We start from the raw sequence: 18215 nt of genomic DNA, 5'->3' as shown, positions 1-18215 counted from the left end.
TATTATGAATAAGACAATTTTTAAAATGGCGGTAAAAAATCTTTTTGCAAGTAAAGCGAAAATGATTATTACCTTATCACTTATAGGAATAGGAACTTTTTTGGTAATCCTAGGCTTCGGTATCTTAAATTTTTCATTGCAGCAAACTCAAGCGGTGTGTATAAGCGATTTTTCGGGAGATGTTTTAATTACGGGCAAGCCTGAAAAAGACACTGTAATGGTACAACTCTTGGGAGTTTTTCAGACAGTCAGTGTCAGCATGGATACACCTAAGATGCCCTATCTGGTTCCTTTTGAAAAAGTTAAGTCCAAGGTTGAAAGCCTTCCTGAGGTAAAAGGCCTTACATCTTCCGTTTTTGCAAGCGGTATGCTCAAGGCTCTTGATTTACCCGATTCATGGGAGGCCGAAGACAAGAACCGGTCCTTTTTTCCTTATGCACAGATTCTAGGAATTGAACCTGAAAGTTATAAAAATCTTTTTGATACGATTAATATTTATGAAGGAGAATATCCTAAAACATCAAACGGTAAGTTTGCTCTGATTCCGCGTGATTTAAAAGAAAAGTTTGAAAAATATTATGACAGGCCCTTAAACTTGGGTGACGAGATTTTGGTAACGGCCTTTGCAGGAAAGGCAAGACAGCAAAAAGTTATCATAACGGGCTTTTTTGATTATGCTCATCCCGATACGGCAATAGACGGCATAGCCTACTTTGATGTAGATACAACCCGAATACTTGCCGATATGACCATGGGAGCAAGAGTTGCAGCGGCCATTCCCGATTCCGTCGATTTAAGCCTTTCAGAAAAATCGGAAGATGAACTTTTTTCGGATGATTCAGGCGCAGATATTATAGATACCGTACAGAATTCAAATTCAAAGATTGATTATGAAAATCTTTTGGGAAGCACCGAACTGCGCGATCGGCTTAACTTAGCCGACAATGAAGCTTGGCATCATATCGTAATAAAGCTTAAAGATTCTTCAAAGACTCAAAGCGTAATAAAAACCTTAAATGATTGGTTTAAGGAAGAAGGAATAAGCGCTCGAGCTGTGAATTGGGAACGCGGAATGGCAATGTATTACAGTGCAATAGAAGGAACAAGAATTCTTTTTATTACAATGCTGGCTATTCTTTCCGTAGTAGTTTTAATCGTTATAATGAATACACTGGTTGTCGCCGTTATGCAAAGAAGCTCCGAGATAGGAACGATGAGGGCCATAGGAGCTAAAAAAGGTTTTGTCAGAAGGATATTTTTTGCGGAATCTTTTTTTATGTCTTGCGTAGGTGTTCTTATCGGCTTGGTACTTGCTCTTATCACTGCAGCCGTTGTAAATGCTTTTGACATCAGGGTCGGAGATATACTTGCAGCTATGTTCGGCGGAAAACAGATTAGGGTAAGTATTTCGATCGGTTCTGCCGTTTGGACAATGGCTGCAATGCTTTTAGCAGGTCTTGCAGCAAACTGGTATCCGGTAAGGCTTGCTTTAAAGATAAGTCCTCTTGAAGCAATTAACCGTTAAATAAGGAAATGGATTATGAATATATTAAAAATAGCATTTAGAAATTTAAACAGACAAAAAAGGCGAAGTATTCTTTTGGTTTTTGCGATAGCCTTTGCTTTCTTTGTCGTTATCTTTATGGACGGCATGACTTCCGGTGCCGTAAACAGTATGGCCGGAGAAATTTCAAAAATCGTAGGAGGCCATGTCTATATAATAGGTTCAAAAAAGGCTCCCGATAAGTCGGCGGATGATCCTGCTCAAATTTATATGGACAAAAACGATGTTGAGTTTATAGAAAAGACCGTAAAAGAATTAGGAATAGAAACTACGTACATCATAAAAAGAAGTCGTGCATCAGGTAAGCTGATATTTGAAGGAAAAGAAGTTACCTCTCAAATTGACGGCTGCAAATTCGATGAAGAAAAAATTTTACATGACAGTATTCTTTTTAAGGAAGGAAGCTGGGAAGCCATGAAAAAAGAAAATGCAATTCTTCTTTCCGAATCGGTAGCCGCAACCTTAAATGTAGACTTGCACGATATAGTTTTACTTGAAACTAGGACATCACAAGGTCAGCTTACGGTTATTGAACTTCAAGTAGAAGGTATTGCAGTAAATCGCTCTTCATTCGGCGGAATCACAAATTACATCAATTTTGATTATTTGCAAAAAATTACGGAATTGGAAAAAGACAGTATAGAAGTATATTCGCTTTTTTTAAAAAATCCCGATATGCAGGAAATTTATGCGCAACAGCTTGAAAGAAAAATCGCAGAAACTCATCCCATTACAAGCAGGGATCTTGCCCGAACTATAAGCCCTTCACAGCCTGCAAGCAATGTATTTAAGCAACTTGAAGAAGGAAAGTGGCAGGGAACCAAATTCGGCATAGCTACTTTTTACGATTTTGCTCCGCAGGTTATTACCTTTATGAATACCTTAAACGGTATAAGTTTCGGTATTTTGATTGTGCTTTTGGTTATTACGATGATAGGTATTTCAAATACCTTTAAAATTATTGTGTATGAAAGAAGGGGGGAAGTCGGAACCATGCGCTCTTGCGGTGTTATGAGAAAACATATAAGGCGTCTTTTTCTTGCAGAAGCTTCATTTTTATCCTTATTCGGAGCCGTATGCGGTTTTGTACTTGCTGTTCTTGTAATGCAGGTTATCTCGTTTATTCCGATAGCTGTAGATTCACCTTTTTCGGTCTTTACCAAAAACGGATACTTTGCGTGGAACTTATCCGCTCTTTTAGTTTTTTTAAAGTTTGTGATAATGTTGGGTTTAACCCTGCTTACTGTAAGGGGCTCGGCTTCGAGAGCCGCTAATATGATTCCTGCCGAAGCGCTGAGGTCGGGAAAATAAGTTTTTATGGGAGATTCGATAAACAGTTCGGCAGAAATTCTGCCTTACTGTTTATCTTCGAGTTTTGTGCTTTGCACAAAACATCGTGTTATAGGAGAATGTATGAAATATTTTATTAACAAAAAATTATTGATTATACTCATTGCTTTTTTTGTAAGCATTGCGGTATTTGCCGAGATTCCCTCAATGGAGGAAATGTATAAGATTATGGATAAAGTTTTCGACACGGGAAATTTTAAAAAAGATTTTACAAGCACTCTCACACTGATTGTCGAAAAGCCTAATCAGCCTAAGGAAGTCGTTCAGTTTAAACTCTTTAGGCGTGACACTAAGGACCAAACAACTCTTATTCAGCTGGCTCCCGAAGCCGATAAGGGAAACGGTTATTTACAGGAAAAGGAGAACCTTTGGTTCTATGATCCTATTGCCCATCAGTTTACTCATTCTTCCCTTAAAAGGAATTTGGCAAACAGCGATACAAAATTATCCGATGTAAATAAAAAGTCGCAATTTAGGCAAGCTTGGGAAATTCTTAAAATTGAAGAAGCAAAGCTGGGTAAATATGAGGTTTATGCGGTAACTGCTAAGGCTTTGGAAAAGGATGCTGCTTATGCTCAAGAAAAATTCTTTGTACGAAAAGACGAACACCTCCTTTTAAAAATAGAAAGTTACGGTGCGAGCGGAAAACACATGAGAACTACTCTTATACCAAAATACGCAAATGTTGAAGGTATGCCGCTTCCCGTACATCAAATATATATAAATGAGCTTATCAAGGGAGAAAAAACAACGCAGATATTTCAAGACTTCAGCACTGCAAAAATTGATGATGTAGTTTTTACCAAGGCTTATTTGGAGAAGATAAACTAATATGAAAAAAATTGCGATTTTTATTTTTGTTTTATTTATTCCCCTTTTTGTGTTTGCACAAGAAAACTCTTCCGATTTGGAAAATGATCTTTTCGGCGGAGATGAAGATACCCTTATATCTGCCGAAGAGGCCGGTTCCGAAAATAAAAGCGGTTTAAAGTTTAAGGCTGATCTTGAAAAGGCAACTCTTAGCCTTGAGTCAAAAAAAATGAGAATAGGCGGAAGTTTAAGTTCTTCAATGGGAATAGATTATGCTTGGGAAGATCCCTATTCAAAGAAGAATGATTACCTGAAATCTTTGAAAGACGGAAAGGGAAAATTTAACATAAACTTAAACGGAAGTCTTTTTTTTGATGCCCGTCCCAGCGAAGACTTAAAACTTTACGGAAAATTTCTTTTCGGCTTTCCATTTGAGAAGAGTTTATCAGGACAAGGTTCAGCTTTTGTGCCTAAGTCGATTGTTCCTCCAAATGGTATTGAGTTGCCTGCCTTTGTAGAAGTAAGCGGAGTTCCAAATATTAAAATTCAAGAGCTTTACACGGATTTTTCCGCTAAGAATATTGCATTTTTCCGTTTTGGAAAACATGCAGTAAAATGGGGAACCGGTTATTTTTATAGCCCTGCCGATGTTATAAATATTTCAAGAATCGATCCTCAAGATACTACGGCCGATAGGGAAGGGGGTATTTCTTTAAGAACCCATATAATAATTCCCAAAACCCAGCACAATATCTGGCTCTACCTGTTGCCTCCGGAACAGAGAGACGGCTATGATCCCAAATACACGGCAGGAGCCGCAAAGGGCGAGTTTGTTGTCGGTAACTGGGAATTGGGATTTGGAGGCTGGTACAAATACGAAAAAGCACCCCGTCTTATTACCACCGTTTCGGGCAGTATTGCAGGAAAGGTTGCCGTCTTCGGCGAGGGCGTTTTTGCTTGGGGAAGCGATTATACCTATTATAAGGCCGATATGAGTCCCTATACCGAAAAAAACAAGCCCTTTTTTCAGGCAACACTAGGCGGTTCTTATTCAAATGCCGACACCAATACCGGTATAGTTTTACAATATTTTTATAACGGCTTCGGGTACTCAAATACTGATACCGCTCAAGATATTCTTTCAAAGGCTGCTGTGCACATAAAAAATAAGAATTACACTCATCCTTCAGTCCTTGCCTCAGGTGATATTTTTGCTATGGGAAATATAGGCCAACACTATATAGCTCTTAATATAAGCCAAAACAAACTCGGTACCGATAAGTTGAGCCTAAACTTTTTTCAGCAATTTGCTATATCGGAACTTGAAGGTTTTTCAAAGCTTACCCTTAACTGGAGAATATATAAATTTGCCAGTATGAGTACAGGGCCTTCTTTTAGCTATCCCTTAAGTCCCAATTCAAAGACGAAGGGTGAGGTGAGGTATAGTCTTTCGTTCCGCCTAGGCGGCGGCACCTTCTAAGCCGTAAATAGAGGGGCATCTACTGCGTTGCTGCGAAAAAATGAATGCTCGACGTGCAACAAGCACGCCTCCGCTTCATTTTTCCTCGCGCCTTGTATCTGCTCCCTCTATTTACGGCATAAGTTTGCGATACGGGATTCAAATGCGGTTAATTTTTATTTGCTTCGCGTCCTCGGATCGCCTCTTGCCGGATTGGATTAATCTCCCCCGCCACGGATGGCGGGTGGTTTCATCTCTTTCTTCAATTGAAAAATAGTCAGTAAAATTTTATACAGCAAGTTAGAAATATTTCTCTTCCTCTAATACCCAAAAAATCTTAAATACTTGCATATTCCATAAAAATATGCAATAATTAACTTATACATAAGAAAACTGCCGCTTATAGTATGTTTCGGCTGCATGAAGTCGGCTCTTTCTTACAATGTTTTTTATGTTTAGGTTGTTTATCCTGTTGGAATTTAACAGCCATGCATAGGTGTTTTATCCAGGTTTATTAAGATGGAAACATTAATCATCATAATAGACCATGGTTAAGCTATGCCATAAAAAATTTGTATTGTGCTTTTTTAAGGAGGTTTTTATGTTTATTGAAATTAGGTCTTATGAAAAAGAGCGTTTGTCGGTGCGTTTTAAAGCTGAGGGAGATGATTTTTCTAAAATTCTGCAATCAAATACCTAACAGGGCTTGGATTCCGGCCGGATATTTCTGGATTATACCTGCCGACCGTAATTCTTGCGATATTTTATTAAACAACCTTTATAATGAAGGGATTTGCAGGGCAGATTCCGGCTTTATCTTTAAAAATTGTGAACCTAATGATAGCAACAAGCCTCATGATGCCAAGCTTTTGAATACCGAAATTATTGGAGAAAGGAATAATCATACTGCAACCGATGTTCAGTGTATTTTAAATAAGTTGGAAGAAGTTATTACTGCCAAACACTACAGTAAGCGTACAATGGAAGCCTACAGCTATTGGATAAGCCGCTTTATTCGTGAAAATAAGAATAAAAATCTTAAAACTCTTTCCAATACGGAAATAAATGCCTTTGTGAGCCGTCTTGCAGTGAAGGAAAAGGCTGCCGCTTCAAGCCAAAATCAGGCTCTTGCGGCTCTTTTGTTTCTATATAAAAACATATTAGGCTTAACTATAAAGACTCCTGAAAATATAGTCCGTGCTAAAAAGCCTAAAAAGCTGCCTGCCGTAATGACCCGTGAGGAAACTGCAAAGATATTCTCTCTTTTGCCTGAAAACGATTACGGGCTTATTATCCGTTTGCTTTACGGAACCGGAATGCGGCTTATGGAAGCCTTGCGGTTAAGGATTCAAGATATCGATTTTGGGAAAAACGAAATTACGGTACACTGCGGAAAGGGTGCGAAAGACCGTAAAACCGTATTGCCTGTTTCACTTAAATTTCCGCTTCAAAAGCATTTGGAAAATGTCCGGCGTATTCATGAGGCAGACTGCAAGGACGGCTTCGGTTCGGTGCCGCTGCCCTCTGCTCTTGCAAAAAAATATCCCATCGCCGGCAAAAGTTGGGCATGGCATTGGGTATTTCCCCAAACACGCCGATGGCGTAACAAATAAACAGGCGAGCAGGGGCGACACCATATCGATCCTTCGGTTATTCAGCGAACTCTGCATGAAGCGGTTTTAAAGTCCTGCATCCCAAAACCGATAGGCTGCCACACTTTCCGCCACTCATTTGCAACGCACCTGCTTGAAGCAGGCTACGATATCCGCACCATTCAAGAGCTTCTCGGTCACAGCGATGTTAAGACTACTATGGTTTACACCCATGTCCTAAACCGCGGCGGTCTGGGCATTCAAAGCCCTATAGACAGGATGTGATTTTTTTATCCCATTTAGTGAAGATAGGCCTAATCTGCCAACGGTTCATTTATCCGATTCGTATTTATGGTAGAAAGATGTGTTTTTTTTTTTACAGCAGTTTAGATTGCAAATTATTGGTTTTTATGCTATAGTGAGGAAGGGTCGAAGGGATGTTAGGTTTATACAATTGTTATAGGCAAATTAAATATAAAGGAGAATAATAGTATGGATAATGATATGAGAATAAAAATAATTGAAAGGTTTGATTCATATTATGCTGGCATCAATAACAAGGGATCTTTTTTACTTGCTTTTAATACTTTTTTTATTGGGCTGGTAGTTGTTAATTATAAAAATTTATTATCTTCTGTAATAGATAATTTGAAATGTTATTTATGCGGTCTAATAGGAATTATAGTATTTTCTTTTATCTCTTCAATTTTCTTTACGATAAAAGCAATAGTTCCTTATTTCGGTTCTGAAAACATTAATAGAAAAAAATCCTGTTGGTTTTTTTATGATATAGCAACAGATGACAAAGAAACATTTTTTAATAGAATAAATAATTATACAGAAGATGATATAGCTTCAGATTTAAATAATCAAATTTTTGAACTTTCAGTAGGACTTAAAAAAAAGCATGAAGATATTAAAATAGCTTTAATATTTGATTGTATTATAATATGTATGTTTGTTATTTTATTTTTTTTCATTAAGGGGTAAGTTATGACTTTATTTAATAATTATTTACAGGATATTTCTAAAATTCTTACTGAAAATAGAAGTAGCTCTTCTTTGTGCTTTTCAGATTCAAGAAAAAGTCTTGAATCTGTACCAAGTATTAAGCTTGAGGAAGCTGTAATGGAGAAAACACTTGAGAATACTAAAAATTTAATCCAAATTAATAGAAATGAACTTGCCAATCTTTTTGGTATGAATCCGTTTTCTTTTCAATCTCTACAAATAGGTGCTCATCCTGATTTTAAGAGCTTAGGATTCGAAGATCATGAACAATATTACTGTGTATCTATGTTTATGGATATACAAGGGTCTACTAGATTAAATGAAAAGTATAATTTATTTCAAATAAAAAGAATTAAAGATACTATATTAACTTTAGCAATATATGTATCTTTATATTTTGGTGGGCATGTGCATAGATTGCAAGGTGATGGTATTTTTTTACAATTTGTACGAAAAGGGCTTGCTGAATGTGATGCTGTAATAAATGCATTGAATACAGCATCAGTTCTTACATACTTTATAAGTACAGATTTAGCTTCTATTTTTATTTCAGAAGGTGTAGAGCCTTTAAACGTAAGAATTGGTATTGATTTAGGTTTTGAAAAGGATGTGCTTTGGTCTTATTATGGTATTCCTAACTATTCAGAATTAACAACTACCAGTTTACATACAGATTTAGCTGCAAAATTGCAAGCAGCTGCGAATTCAAATGAAATACTAGTAGGAGAAAATATAAGAACGATTCTAGACATAAATGAAAAATTTTGTGAAATCTGTACAGATAGTCGAGACGAAAATGATTTATACATTTATAAGGGGAGTAAAAATTATAAAAAATTTAACTTTAATTGGAAAAATTATTTAAGTTCTTTTGATTTCATAAAAAAATCATCAAATAAACTTCTAATTGAACAACCGCAATTTAAACTTATATGTAAAGTTAAAGAAGAAAAACATCCCAACGAAATTGAATACTATCAAAATTCAAGAGCTATTGTAAAAGGAACCCAAATAAAATTTGATATCATGAAAAATGGATACCCCTATGAAAAAGAAGATTGGGAAAGTATAGAATGGAAAGCATTTAATTCTGGAACTGAGGCAAAACAGGCTAACCAGATAACTCATAATTTTGATGGACGCTACAAAGATCTTACTACCTGTTATGCGGAAGCCGCATATCTAGGGCATCATTATATTCGTTGCATTATTAAAAGTAAGAATTCAAAAAAAGAAAATATATTAACATTTCCAATATTTATAATATGATCTGCATATAACATGGTGTAAAAAAATGCTGTGTAATTTTTTTACAATGAAAAATTGTATACTTTGTCTATCCAAAAGAAAGCTCTGCTTTTACACCATGGGCGTTAAGTAAGTAGAAACAAAAAACCTAACACTCGCTTCAACCTGACATTGCGGACAAGCCGCAAAGCAGGTTAAGCGAATGTTAGATTGACCTGCCTTATGGCAGGCGGGTAACGGAACCAATCGAAACAGACTTTCGACCGAAAAATAAAATAATTGCAATGAAAAAGACATTGCGAAAGGATGGTTTTAATATGGAAAAGAAGATAAAGTTGTATAGCTTTTTGTTTTTTTTAATGGTTGAGTTATGTACAGTGTGGGGACAGGATAAAGTATTATCTGCTGGACATAGACAATATATTCCAATAGAATATAACGGAGAAATCATATATAAATGGCTTAGTATCAGAAAGGTAAAAGAATACGATGTTGCAGGAAATTTGATATATGAAGGGAATGGTTATACTGATGATAAATGGTATGAATATGATGCTGAAGGGAATAAAATTTGCTGTAAGATCATGAATCAATTGAGAGATAAATTTTATTATATGGAAGAGAAGTATGAATATAATACTAATGGTTATCTAATACGCATGTATAAGAAAGGTAGTGGTAATCCTCAGGAAACTACATATCAATACCATAAAGATGGAAATATCATATTGTGTGTAGATTCGGATGGGTTGATTTATGTGTATGATGATAAAGGTCATCTGCTTACTAAAAAGAGAAAGAATAAGAATTATGGCGGGACAATTATAGCGAGCTTTGACAGTAATGGTGTTACCATGGGTGGTAAAGATACAAACGAATTTTCTGAAGAATTTTTATATAAATATGATAATATGGGAAATATAATTTATGAAGAGTATAAAACTTCCGGTCAAATTGATAACATACAAGTACATAAATATGACTATACTAATAATCGTATTTACTCTTACAGGAAATGGCGTACGGGAAATTATAGTTTAGAAAGTATTCATCTTCTTGAATATTATGAGGATGGAAAAACATTAAGAAAAGATACCGAATTATTTGTAGATCGCGCGTATCAAGGATTGTGGTATCCTTTGTATTAGTATTTTATTCAATACCTGCATTAAGTTGATATTGTTCTGTTACAATTTAATGCATTATTAAAGGAGAATGATTTAACATGATATGTAGAAAATGTTCAACTCCACTCAATGAGAGTGATATTTTTTGTCCAAAATGCGGTAAACGGCAAAAAAAGATTAACTTTAATTTAAATAAAAAAATATTTGCCTCTTCCAATATTATTTATGGAGTTTTTTTCATTTTATTTGCAATAATATTTTTGCTGATAATGAATGATAAAAGTGATAAAAAAAATAGAACTTATGATTTTTTGATAAGTACAATGATTCAATCTATTACAAATTTAAACTTAATTGCTTCCGATTACTATATACATGGAAATATCAACTACACACATACTTCAAGTATGAGAAAGATGCTGGAAGTAGATACACCGAATTATTGTTCATATCTTGTTCAAAGGAAAAATTTTTCAATTATTAGTCAAAGATATTACCGATATGTTAATAAGTACCAAAAGGAGTTGTCACAAAGTGATGAAATTTTTAGATTATATGATTTATATAAAAAGACTATTCATCTATTTGATTTAAATTTAAGTTTGGAAAAATTTAGAAAAGAATATGAATATTTATACAAAGAATACGAGAATTTATACGGCGGGTATGGATATAATATGCGTCAAGATGTCGAACTTCAATAGGTACAGCAGCCGAAACAATATCAAGCGGTGGGTATGAATACAATATGTTCAAGATGTCGAATCCGTGTAAGATACATATAAAGTGAAATAATGCGTATTGTATTTTATACTTTATATAATTATACTGGGACAAAACTCGGAGTGTCGTCGAATAATAAATCTAACACCCGCTTCAACCTGACATTGCCTTTACGGCAATGCAGGTTAAGCAGATGTTAGACCGATGCCTTACGGCACGATAAACTGTAACTTTGAAAAAATAGGGTATTTTTTTGTAAATTAAAGCGTAAAACTCAAAGTAATAGCTTAGATTCTTTGAATAAAGTTATATTTTATTATAATATCTACTTGTTAAGTAAAATAAAACTTTAATCTTTGGATTTTAAAACTTGTTAAGGAAGTCAACGAGTTAAAAGTCCTTCGGACGGTCATGGTAATTATAATAATTAACTTGTTAAGGAAAACTAAAGTTTTATCTAAGTATTTTAAACTAGCTAAGGAAATCAACAAAATAAAAGTCCTGCGGACGGTCATGGTGATTATAATAATTAACTTGTTAAAGAAAATAAAGTTTTAGTTTTGATTTTAATGATTTAGTAATTAAAAAGCTGTCTAGGTTAAAAAATAAAGTCTTATTGTTAAGAGTAAGCTTATAATTTTAAGATAATATTATTTATAAAAGATTAGTTTTGTAAATAATATAGAATTATAGTTAAATTAATAGTTTTTAATATATGCATTAAGTAATATGAAAGTTGGATATGCAAATAATAAAGCTTTATAGTAAAATTTTAAGTTTTTTATTTATTAAATATTGTAATAAAAAGCAAAATAGTGTAAAATTAAAAGCGTAATTGTTAATATTAAGTTATATAAATAAAATAAAAGTGTCTAACACGCAGTTCAAGACTGACAAAACCCGCTCTGAAGAGCGGCCGGCTAGACGCCGGTACGTTTTGCAGCTTAACTGCACGTTATGTGGACGCCCGCACAGGGGCGCTTCTGAAGGAGAAAAAAATGGAAAATGAAATTATTAAACTTGATAGAATTCCACAAATTATAAATGAAAATAATGAAAAGAAATGTATAACAAAAATATCCAAAATCTGCCAAGCGCTTAATAATAGCTTCAAGATTGAAAATAATCGATTTTTGTATATATTAAATCAGATCCCAATAATTTCCCATGCTTTAAAATATGAAAAAGGTTTTACAGCGATAATTCCAGAAAAGTTTAAGGAAGGCTTGAAAAATGGAACTTTAAGAATTATGAAGGGAAAAGATGGTTCGACTATTTCAACGATTATCAATTCAAAGGGTAATATTGTTCATCAAATGCGTTTAAAAGAGTTTATACAACTTGTCAATCCTGCAGAACTCTCCCAAGCAATGAATCAAATTTGTATGCAAATGCAACTAGACGAGATTCAAAAAAATATTTCAGAATTTCGTATTGAAGTAAATTCAAAATTAAATGAAATATTAAAAAATATCCATGATAATAGAATTACGATTGCGGATTCATTAAAACTGAGTTTTGAAAGATTCCAAAAAGGTGAAGAAATTTCAAGAAGTCAATTGTTATTTAAAATTGATGATGCTAAGGCTAATTTATTTAAAGAAATAGAAAGTCAAATTGATTCTTTATCCAGATATAAAACAAAAAATATAATTGACGAAGAAAAAAATACTGAAATACAAACGAAAATATCATTTATCTTAGAAGCAATAAATTCACTACAAGATGTATTTCTAATCGAATGTTACTTGCAAAAAGATGATGAAAATAAATATTATGAAATAATAAATGCTTATTCCGGTAAGCTATTAAAAATATTAGATATTAACAATCTAAAATTACTAAATGGCTTATCAGATTTTTCATTTCTTAAATTGAATTTTAATATTTGGGAAGAAAAAATGATTCCGCAAGCAAATACTTTACTTTTGCAATATAATGAATCAAAAAAATTCTTGTATGGAAGGAAATAAAAAATGAAGTATTGTTTAGGTAAATTTCATGGAAATGTAAAAAAAACAATCGATGATAATGAAGATTTTTGTCTTCTATGCAAAAGTAGAATGGAAGCAGAAAAAATAGCTAAGAAAGAAAAGAGAAAGAAGAGATTGGTAAATATAGGTAAAGGAGCTGTTGCCGTTATTACTATAGGGTTAGGGATTGCAAATCTAGTAAAACAAAGCGATGAATCTTAATCACATAACACTGTTTTCAAAGCCGACAACGCAGACAGGCTGCGTTGCGGTTTAAAACCATGTTAGGTTGACGCCTACGGCGCGGAGGATAAAAAATGAATAGGACGCTCTGTTTAAAAATACTTTACGGTGTAATACTTATATCACTTGCTACCATTGTTTATTGGAGTATATCAAATACTAACAAGGATTATCCCCTTGTTACTTCGCTTTTTATTGGTTTACTTTTGCTTATTATACCTGGAAGAATAAGTCAATACTTTTATCAAGATTTCTACACCGGTAGAAAGTATATGAATAAAAATGATTTAGATAAAGCATTATATCACTTTTTACAATTTGAGCGTTGTATTGAGGAAAAACCATGGAAAAAAATGATTCTCTGGATGACATGGTCTGTTTATACGATAGATATTTTAGCCATGGTTAAACACAATATTAGTTGTATTTATATAAATAAAAAACAATATGAAGAAGCAGAAAAATATATTAAAGAGGCTTTAAGTATTGATAATAAATATCCGCTTCCATATTTAAACCGTTCCATTATTAACATGGCTAATGGTAAAAAAGAAGAATGCATAAATAATATTGAAAAGAGTATAAAACTGGGAATGAATAATAGTAAAGTAGATAAGATTATAAAAAATATGCAGTCTGTGTATGCTAATATTCAATCTGTTGAGTAAGCTCTAATTATAATTAAGCTGTTTGGAAACGAGAATAAACCTAACACCCGCTTCAACCTGACATTGCGGACAAGCCGCAAATGCAGGTTAAGCGAATGTTAGACGGATTGCCCAATGGGCAACAAGAAAGAAAATGAAAAAATTATATTTATTATAGGATTTATGTTTATGGGCTTAATATCATGTTTTGTAAAGACAAAAGAAGAAAAATTTTGGTGTTGGTTTTGTAAAAACTCACAATTAATATACAATTATGAAATAAATCAGGAAAAAATTTTTAATGAACTTCAAATTCAATTACGTAAAATAAATCCTGATCTAACGTTTGAAATTAGTTCTGTAAAAAATGGAAAAAGAGATTTTGTAATTAGTGCAGATGGAATACTAGATGCATTTCCTGCAGTAGAAAAATTGTATTTATTAAAACCGGAATTATCAGAATGGACTTTTATAAAATTTCGCCCGAGAAGAAAAATAGAGAATTCAATTAAAATAGAAGATAAAGAAGTTTGTCCAAATGATATAAGATTTATGTTTATAAAAGATGAAGATAAAAGTAAAATAGGAATTGTTCTTTTTTGCAATGGATATACTGAGATCGAATGTGAAATTTATAGTCAGATTGGATTTTTATTTCTTGATGAATGTCTAGGAGAATATGATGTAGAAAAATTTATCGGAACAATAATAATACAAGGCTTTGATAACGAATATTTTAACGATTCAATAAAAATAGAGTTTTTACCAACTGAGTTTGATAAAATAAAAGCAAATATAATTAAATAGTATATAGTTATATTTAAAAATAGCGTCTAACACCCGCTTCAACCTGACATTGCGGACAAGCCGCAAATGCAGGTCAAGCGAATGTTAGACGGACACCGCTTTCGCGGTGCGAATATTTTTTTATAAATAAGAGGTATGGTATGGAAATAAGAAATGAATCTAAGATTGAAATTATAAAACTTTCTATGATTCTATTTACAATTATTATATCATTAATTGTTTTATCAAAGACATTTTTGGAAAGAAATAAATAGAGTGAAGTAATCCAAGTAACAGGTTTGGGAACAAAAGATTTTGAATCTGATTTGATTGTATGGTCTGGTTCATTTTCACAGACTGATATTGATTTAAAAAATGCGTATGAGCGATTGCAGCTTGATCAAAATAAAATAATAGACTTTCTAAAAAAGCGAAATGTGTCAACAAATGAATATTTATTTTCAGCAGTAGTAATTGATAAGGAATATGAAACAATATATGACATGGATAAAAACCAAAAACGTCTTTTTAAGGGATATCGCTTAATGCAAGATATAAAGATTGAATCAAACGAAGTAGAGAAAATAGAAACTATTTCACGAGAAATTACAGAGTTAATCAATATGGGGGTTGAATTCTATTCATCTAAACCACAATATTATTATACGAAACTGACTGAATTGAAAAAAGAATTAATTGAATATGCAACTGAAAATGCAAAAACTAGAGCAGAAACAATAGCGAGTAAATCAGGATTTAAACTAGGACGATTGAAGAATGCAAATATGTGTGTATTTCAAATAATAGCTAGAAATTCAAATGAAGATTATTCTTGGGAGGGAACTTTTAATACTACATCAAAACAAAAGACCGCAACAATAACAATGAAATTACAATTTGGAATACAATAGGAATGAGCATCTAACACCCGCTTCAACCTGACATTGCGGACAAGCCGCAAATGCAGGTCAAGCGGTAGTTAGCATGACACCGCTTTCGCGGTGCAAAAAAAAGAATAATTTTTTTAAATTTTATTGTAGTAGGTATTGATGTTGTATCATAAAAATGGTACAATATAATATGGATAAAGAGAATTGCTTGATATATGAAGGTGTCTTTTTTAGAATTGAATGGTTTTATGATAAAGCAGGATATAGTCAAGCATTTGAATACTTTAGAAAAGCATCACCTTCTCAAAAACGAAAATTTCTTATGTTGGTAAAGAAAATAGGTGATTTCGGTAAAATATTTGATAAAACAAAATTCAGATATGAAGGAGATGAAATTTATGCATTTAAACCTCAGCCTGATAGATATTTATGTTTTTTTAAGAAAGGAAAGAAAATAATTGTAACAAATGGATTTTGTAAAAGAACGAATAAACTGCCGTTGGCAGAAAAGACAATCGCTTTAGAAAATAAAAAAATATATGAACATTTATATGAGGAGTGATATGATTATGGAAGAGTCGACCTTTGATAAGTACATAAAAAATGATATAAAACAAAAAAAGAAGTTTGATAAAGAATATAATAACTTTCTACTATCGGAATTTATACTTGAAAAAATGGAAGAGGAAAATATATCTGTTAGAGAACTTGCGAGGAAAGCTGAAGTATCACCGACAATCATTCAAAAATTACGAAATAATAAAACAGCAGATAAAATAAATTATCAGACTTTTTTATCTGTTGTAAATTCTCTTGGCTACAGGGTAAACATAGAAAGAATTTAAAAGTGCTAACACCCGCTTCAACCTGACATTGCGGACAAGCCGCAAATGCAGGTTAAGCGCATGTTATGTGCACAACGCAAAGCGTTGGAGGTAAAAGATTAAAATGTCAAAAAGCATTCATACAACTTATAAAATATTTAAAAATAAATCTAAAAAGGAAATAATAGAAATGTGTGACTTAGAAAATCCTGATTATAAAGTTGAAGAACTAAGAAAAAAACAGCAAATAAAGAAAGAAGTCAAAATAGCTAGAAAAAATAACAAGGATAAAAAATGAAACTATTCTTAAATATTATTAAATTTGTTGTAATTATATTAATTTTAATAATATTTATGTTTATATATTGGATTAAATATTTATGTAAAAAGTAAAGAAGAAAAAGTAAATCAACAAAATTTTTTATATTTAACTACTGTTTTATTAAATGAAGGTCAAATGGCTATAGCTAGTTATATAATTAATAAGAAAAGAGAATATGAATTTACTAATTATTTCTTTTTAATATATGATGCATTTACATCTAATAATAAAATTACTTTAGTTGCAGCGAGTACATATTTAAATGATTTTAAGAAACAATTATCAATAAACAGAAATATTATAGAACTGGCTACTAAAAGATATGTAATGAAAAAAAATTGATAGTAAAATTTGCTATAATTATGTCTGTTCAAGACTTTACTTTGGAAATGGAAAATATGGTCTTATTGATGCTGCAAAATTTTATTATAATAAGGAATATAGTGAATTATCAGAAAAAGAATTTATTAGTTTATGCTTATTATTAATAAATCCTGTTATATATGATTTTACTAATGAAGAAAGAAAACAATATTCATAAGAAAAAGTTAATCAAATATATAAGAAATTAAAAAACACATAACACCCGCTTCAACCTGACATTGCGGACAAGCCGCAAATGCAGGTTAAGCGAATATTATGTGGACGCCCCTCAGGGGCGCTTGGAGGAAAAATGTTATTTGTATTTGATTTAGATGGAACTTTATTAAATTCTAAAAAGGAAATATCTGAATCTAATAAAAATGCTGTTCAAAAGCTATATTTAGCCGGTCATAAAATTGTAATAGCAACGGCTCGCCCTCCTAGAAGCATAGATTCTAAGATTAAAAAACTTGGAGTTCCAACTGATAATATTTATTATAATGGTGCTCTTGTTCGCTGTTTTGATGGTATAACTTTTTCTCATTTTATAGAAAAAGATGTCTTTAAGGAAGTATTTTATTATATAAAAGAAAATGATAAATCTGCCGTGGTTTCTATCGAAGATAATGATACATGGTTTTCATCTTCCGATTTTGATTTTAAGGATTTTTATTCTGTAAAGGATGGTCCTGAAATTATTACTGAGGCTAAGTTACTTCAAAAAAATCCGAATAAGATATTGATAAATTCTTATTCAGATTTAAATTATTTAAATGAAAAGTTTAATAACATTTGTAATGTAATAGAAACGGATTCAAGGACATTAATTCAAATAATGGATAAGAATGCATCAAAAGAGAAATCAATTGATGAAATTTCTAAAAAATATAAAATTAGTTCTAATGATATATATTGTTTTGGTGATGATTACAATGATATTGAAATGTTCAAATTTTGTAAAAATAATGTGGCAATGGGAAATGCAATTAGTGAATTGAAAATAATTGCAAAATTTGTGACTGATACAAATGATAACGATGGCGTTGCTAAATTTCTTGTTGAAAAAGGAATTATCACCTAACACCCGCTTCAACCTGACATTGCGGACAAGCCGCAAATGCAGGTCAAGCGAATGTTAGATGGATGCCTTACGGCACGATAAACTGCAACTTTGAAAAATGGGTGTATTTTTTGTAGATTAAAGCACCCCACAATTAATAGGTTAGGTCCTTTTAGGAAACTTATGTTTTATTATAATAAACCTGTTCGATAACTGTGTTTTC

The 18215-nt window shown here is 32.4% G+C and carries 19 protein-coding genes and 1 pseudogene; all 20 read left to right on the top strand.

All coding sequences use genetic code 11. The features are described from left to right. The first annotated feature begins 4 nt into the window (after positions 1-4). The 20 genes and pseudogenes from HGJ18_RS06105 to HGJ18_RS06010 all read left to right on the top strand — a co-directional run bounded on the left by HGJ18_RS06105 (position 5) and on the right by HGJ18_RS06010 (position 18013). Positions 5-1525 (top strand): ABC transporter permease, encoded by a 1521-nt coding sequence (locus HGJ18_RS06105; protein ID WP_253698191.1) that lies wholly within the window; start codon positions 5-7, stop codon positions 1523-1525. Positions 1526-1540: 15 nt separating this feature from the next. Then, on the top strand, positions 1541-2875 hold the full coding sequence (locus HGJ18_RS06100) for an ABC transporter permease (RefSeq protein ID WP_002669609.1): 1335 nt from the start codon (positions 1541-1543) through the stop codon (positions 2873-2875). A gap of 102 nt (positions 2876-2977) precedes the next feature. After that, positions 2978-3745: an outer membrane lipoprotein-sorting protein gene (locus HGJ18_RS06095; protein WP_002690346.1), complete on the top strand. Its 768-nt coding sequence runs from the start codon at positions 2978-2980 to the stop codon at positions 3743-3745. Between the two features lies 1 nt (position 3746). After that, positions 3747-5204, top strand: a complete 1458-nt coding sequence (locus HGJ18_RS06090; RefSeq protein WP_253698190.1) for a hypothetical protein — start codon at positions 3747-3749, stop codon at positions 5202-5204. A 580-nt stretch (positions 5205-5784) separates the two neighbouring features. After that, positions 5785-7060, top strand: a pseudogene (locus HGJ18_RS06085) (integron integrase). A gap of 207 nt (positions 7061-7267) precedes the next feature. Continuing rightward, positions 7268-7765: a Pycsar system effector family protein gene (locus HGJ18_RS06080; protein ID WP_253698188.1), complete on the top strand. Its 498-nt coding sequence runs from the start codon at positions 7268-7270 to the stop codon at positions 7763-7765. A gap of 3 nt (positions 7766-7768) precedes the next feature. After that, the gene (locus tag HGJ18_RS06075) at positions 7769-9055 is read left to right on the top strand and encodes a nucleotide-binding domain-containing protein (RefSeq protein ID WP_253698186.1); all 1287 of its coding nucleotides are present in this window, start codon (positions 7769-7771) and stop codon (positions 9053-9055) included. Between the two features lie 296 nt (positions 9056-9351). Beyond that, positions 9352-10182 (top strand): hypothetical protein, encoded by an 831-nt coding sequence (locus HGJ18_RS06070; protein ID WP_253698185.1) that lies wholly within the window; start codon positions 9352-9354, stop codon positions 10180-10182. Between the two features lie 77 nt (positions 10183-10259). Further along, positions 10260-10865, top strand: coding sequence for a zinc ribbon domain-containing protein (locus tag HGJ18_RS06065; RefSeq protein ID WP_253698183.1), 606 nt, complete (start codon positions 10260-10262; stop codon positions 10863-10865). Between the two features lie 1017 nt (positions 10866-11882). Then, positions 11883-12857, top strand: coding sequence for a hypothetical protein (locus HGJ18_RS06060; protein WP_253698181.1), 975 nt, complete (start codon positions 11883-11885; stop codon positions 12855-12857). Positions 12858-12860: 3 nt separating this feature from the next. Next, entirely contained in the window at positions 12861-13079 is a 219-nt protein-coding gene (locus HGJ18_RS06055) for a hypothetical protein (protein WP_253698180.1), read from the top strand. Between the two features lie 95 nt (positions 13080-13174). After that, positions 13175-13768, top strand: coding sequence for a tetratricopeptide repeat protein (locus tag HGJ18_RS06050; protein ID WP_253698179.1), 594 nt, complete (start codon positions 13175-13177; stop codon positions 13766-13768). Between the two features lie 114 nt (positions 13769-13882). After that, positions 13883-14554, top strand: a complete 672-nt coding sequence (locus HGJ18_RS06045; RefSeq protein WP_253698178.1) for a hypothetical protein — start codon at positions 13883-13885, stop codon at positions 14552-14554. A 263-nt stretch (positions 14555-14817) separates the two neighbouring features. After that, positions 14818-15444: an SIMPL domain-containing protein gene (locus tag HGJ18_RS06040; RefSeq protein WP_301338939.1), complete on the top strand. Its 627-nt coding sequence runs from the start codon at positions 14818-14820 to the stop codon at positions 15442-15444. 154 nt (positions 15445-15598) lie between these two features. Continuing rightward, positions 15599-15985, top strand: coding sequence for a type II toxin-antitoxin system RelE/ParE family toxin (locus HGJ18_RS06035; protein WP_366793534.1), 387 nt, complete (start codon positions 15599-15601; stop codon positions 15983-15985). Between the two features lie 7 nt (positions 15986-15992). Then, complete coding sequence (locus HGJ18_RS06030; protein ID WP_002689021.1) at positions 15993-16268, top strand: helix-turn-helix domain-containing protein; 276 nt, start codon at positions 15993-15995, stop codon at positions 16266-16268. 103 nt (positions 16269-16371) lie between these two features. After that, entirely contained in the window at positions 16372-16545 is a 174-nt protein-coding gene (locus HGJ18_RS06025) for a hypothetical protein (RefSeq protein ID WP_253698174.1), read from the top strand. A 159-nt stretch (positions 16546-16704) separates the two neighbouring features. Then, positions 16705-16911, top strand: a complete 207-nt coding sequence (locus HGJ18_RS06020) for a hypothetical protein (RefSeq protein WP_253698173.1) — start codon at positions 16705-16707, stop codon at positions 16909-16911. Further along, positions 16907-17110 carry a transglycosylase domain-containing protein gene (locus tag HGJ18_RS06015; protein WP_366793589.1) on the top strand — a complete coding sequence of 68 codons (204 nt, stop codon included), beginning with the start codon at positions 16907-16909 and terminating at the stop codon, positions 17108-17110. The genes HGJ18_RS06020 and HGJ18_RS06015 overlap by 5 nt, the downstream gene beginning before the upstream one ends. 78 nt (positions 17111-17188) lie before the next feature. Further along, positions 17189-18013 carry an HAD family hydrolase gene (locus tag HGJ18_RS06010; protein ID WP_253698172.1) on the top strand — a complete coding sequence of 275 codons (825 nt, stop codon included), beginning with the start codon at positions 17189-17191 and terminating at the stop codon, positions 18011-18013. The last annotated feature ends 202 nt before the right edge of the window (positions 18014-18215 follow it).

The organism is Treponema denticola (assembly GCF_024181405.1).
In the GTDB taxonomy this organism is placed as follows: Bacteria; Spirochaetota; Spirochaetia; order Treponematales; family Treponemataceae; genus Treponema_B; species Treponema_B denticola_D.
Note: the sequence above shows the minus strand (reverse complement) of the source record. Positions and strands in the feature narration are given on the sequence as shown.

Excerpts from the sequence above, each read along its gene's own strand:
- HGJ18_RS06055 (WP_253698180.1), top strand. The coding sequence starts at position 12,861 with ATGAAGTATTGTTTAGGTAAATTTCATGGAAATGTAAAAAAAACAATC.
- HGJ18_RS06025 (WP_253698174.1), top strand. The coding sequence starts at position 16,372 with ATGTCAAAAAGCATTCATACAACTTATAAAATATTTAAAAATAAATCT.
- HGJ18_RS06020 (WP_253698173.1), top strand. The coding sequence starts at position 16,705 with ATGGCTATAGCTAGTTATATAATTAATAAGAAAAGAGAATATGAATTT.
- HGJ18_RS06075 (WP_253698186.1), top strand. The coding sequence starts at position 7,769 with ATGACTTTATTTAATAATTATTTACAGGATATTTCTAAAATTCTTACT.
- HGJ18_RS06105 (WP_253698191.1), top strand. The coding sequence starts at position 5 with ATGAATAAGACAATTTTTAAAATGGCGGTAAAAAATCTTTTTGCAAGT.
- HGJ18_RS06010 (WP_253698172.1), top strand. The coding sequence starts at position 17,189 with ATGCAGGTTAAGCGAATATTATGTGGACGCCCCTCAGGGGCGCTTGGA.
- HGJ18_RS06100 (WP_002669609.1), top strand. The coding sequence starts at position 1,541 with ATGAATATATTAAAAATAGCATTTAGAAATTTAAACAGACAAAAAAGG.
- HGJ18_RS06045 (WP_253698178.1), top strand. The coding sequence starts at position 13,883 with ATGGGCAACAAGAAAGAAAATGAAAAAATTATATTTATTATAGGATTT.
- HGJ18_RS06080 (WP_253698188.1), top strand. The coding sequence starts at position 7,268 with ATGGATAATGATATGAGAATAAAAATAATTGAAAGGTTTGATTCATAT.
- HGJ18_RS06035 (WP_366793534.1), top strand. The coding sequence starts at position 15,599 with ATGGTACAATATAATATGGATAAAGAGAATTGCTTGATATATGAAGGT.
- HGJ18_RS06070 (WP_253698185.1), top strand. The coding sequence starts at position 9,352 with ATGGAAAAGAAGATAAAGTTGTATAGCTTTTTGTTTTTTTTAATGGTT.
- HGJ18_RS06065 (WP_253698183.1), top strand. The coding sequence starts at position 10,260 with ATGATATGTAGAAAATGTTCAACTCCACTCAATGAGAGTGATATTTTT.
- HGJ18_RS06030 (WP_002689021.1), top strand. The coding sequence starts at position 15,993 with ATGGAAGAGTCGACCTTTGATAAGTACATAAAAAATGATATAAAACAA.
- HGJ18_RS06090 (WP_253698190.1), top strand. The coding sequence starts at position 3,747 with ATGAAAAAAATTGCGATTTTTATTTTTGTTTTATTTATTCCCCTTTTT.
- HGJ18_RS06095 (WP_002690346.1), top strand. The coding sequence starts at position 2,978 with ATGAAATATTTTATTAACAAAAAATTATTGATTATACTCATTGCTTTT.
- HGJ18_RS06060 (WP_253698181.1), top strand. The coding sequence starts at position 11,883 with ATGGAAAATGAAATTATTAAACTTGATAGAATTCCACAAATTATAAAT.
- HGJ18_RS06050 (WP_253698179.1), top strand. The coding sequence starts at position 13,175 with ATGAATAGGACGCTCTGTTTAAAAATACTTTACGGTGTAATACTTATA.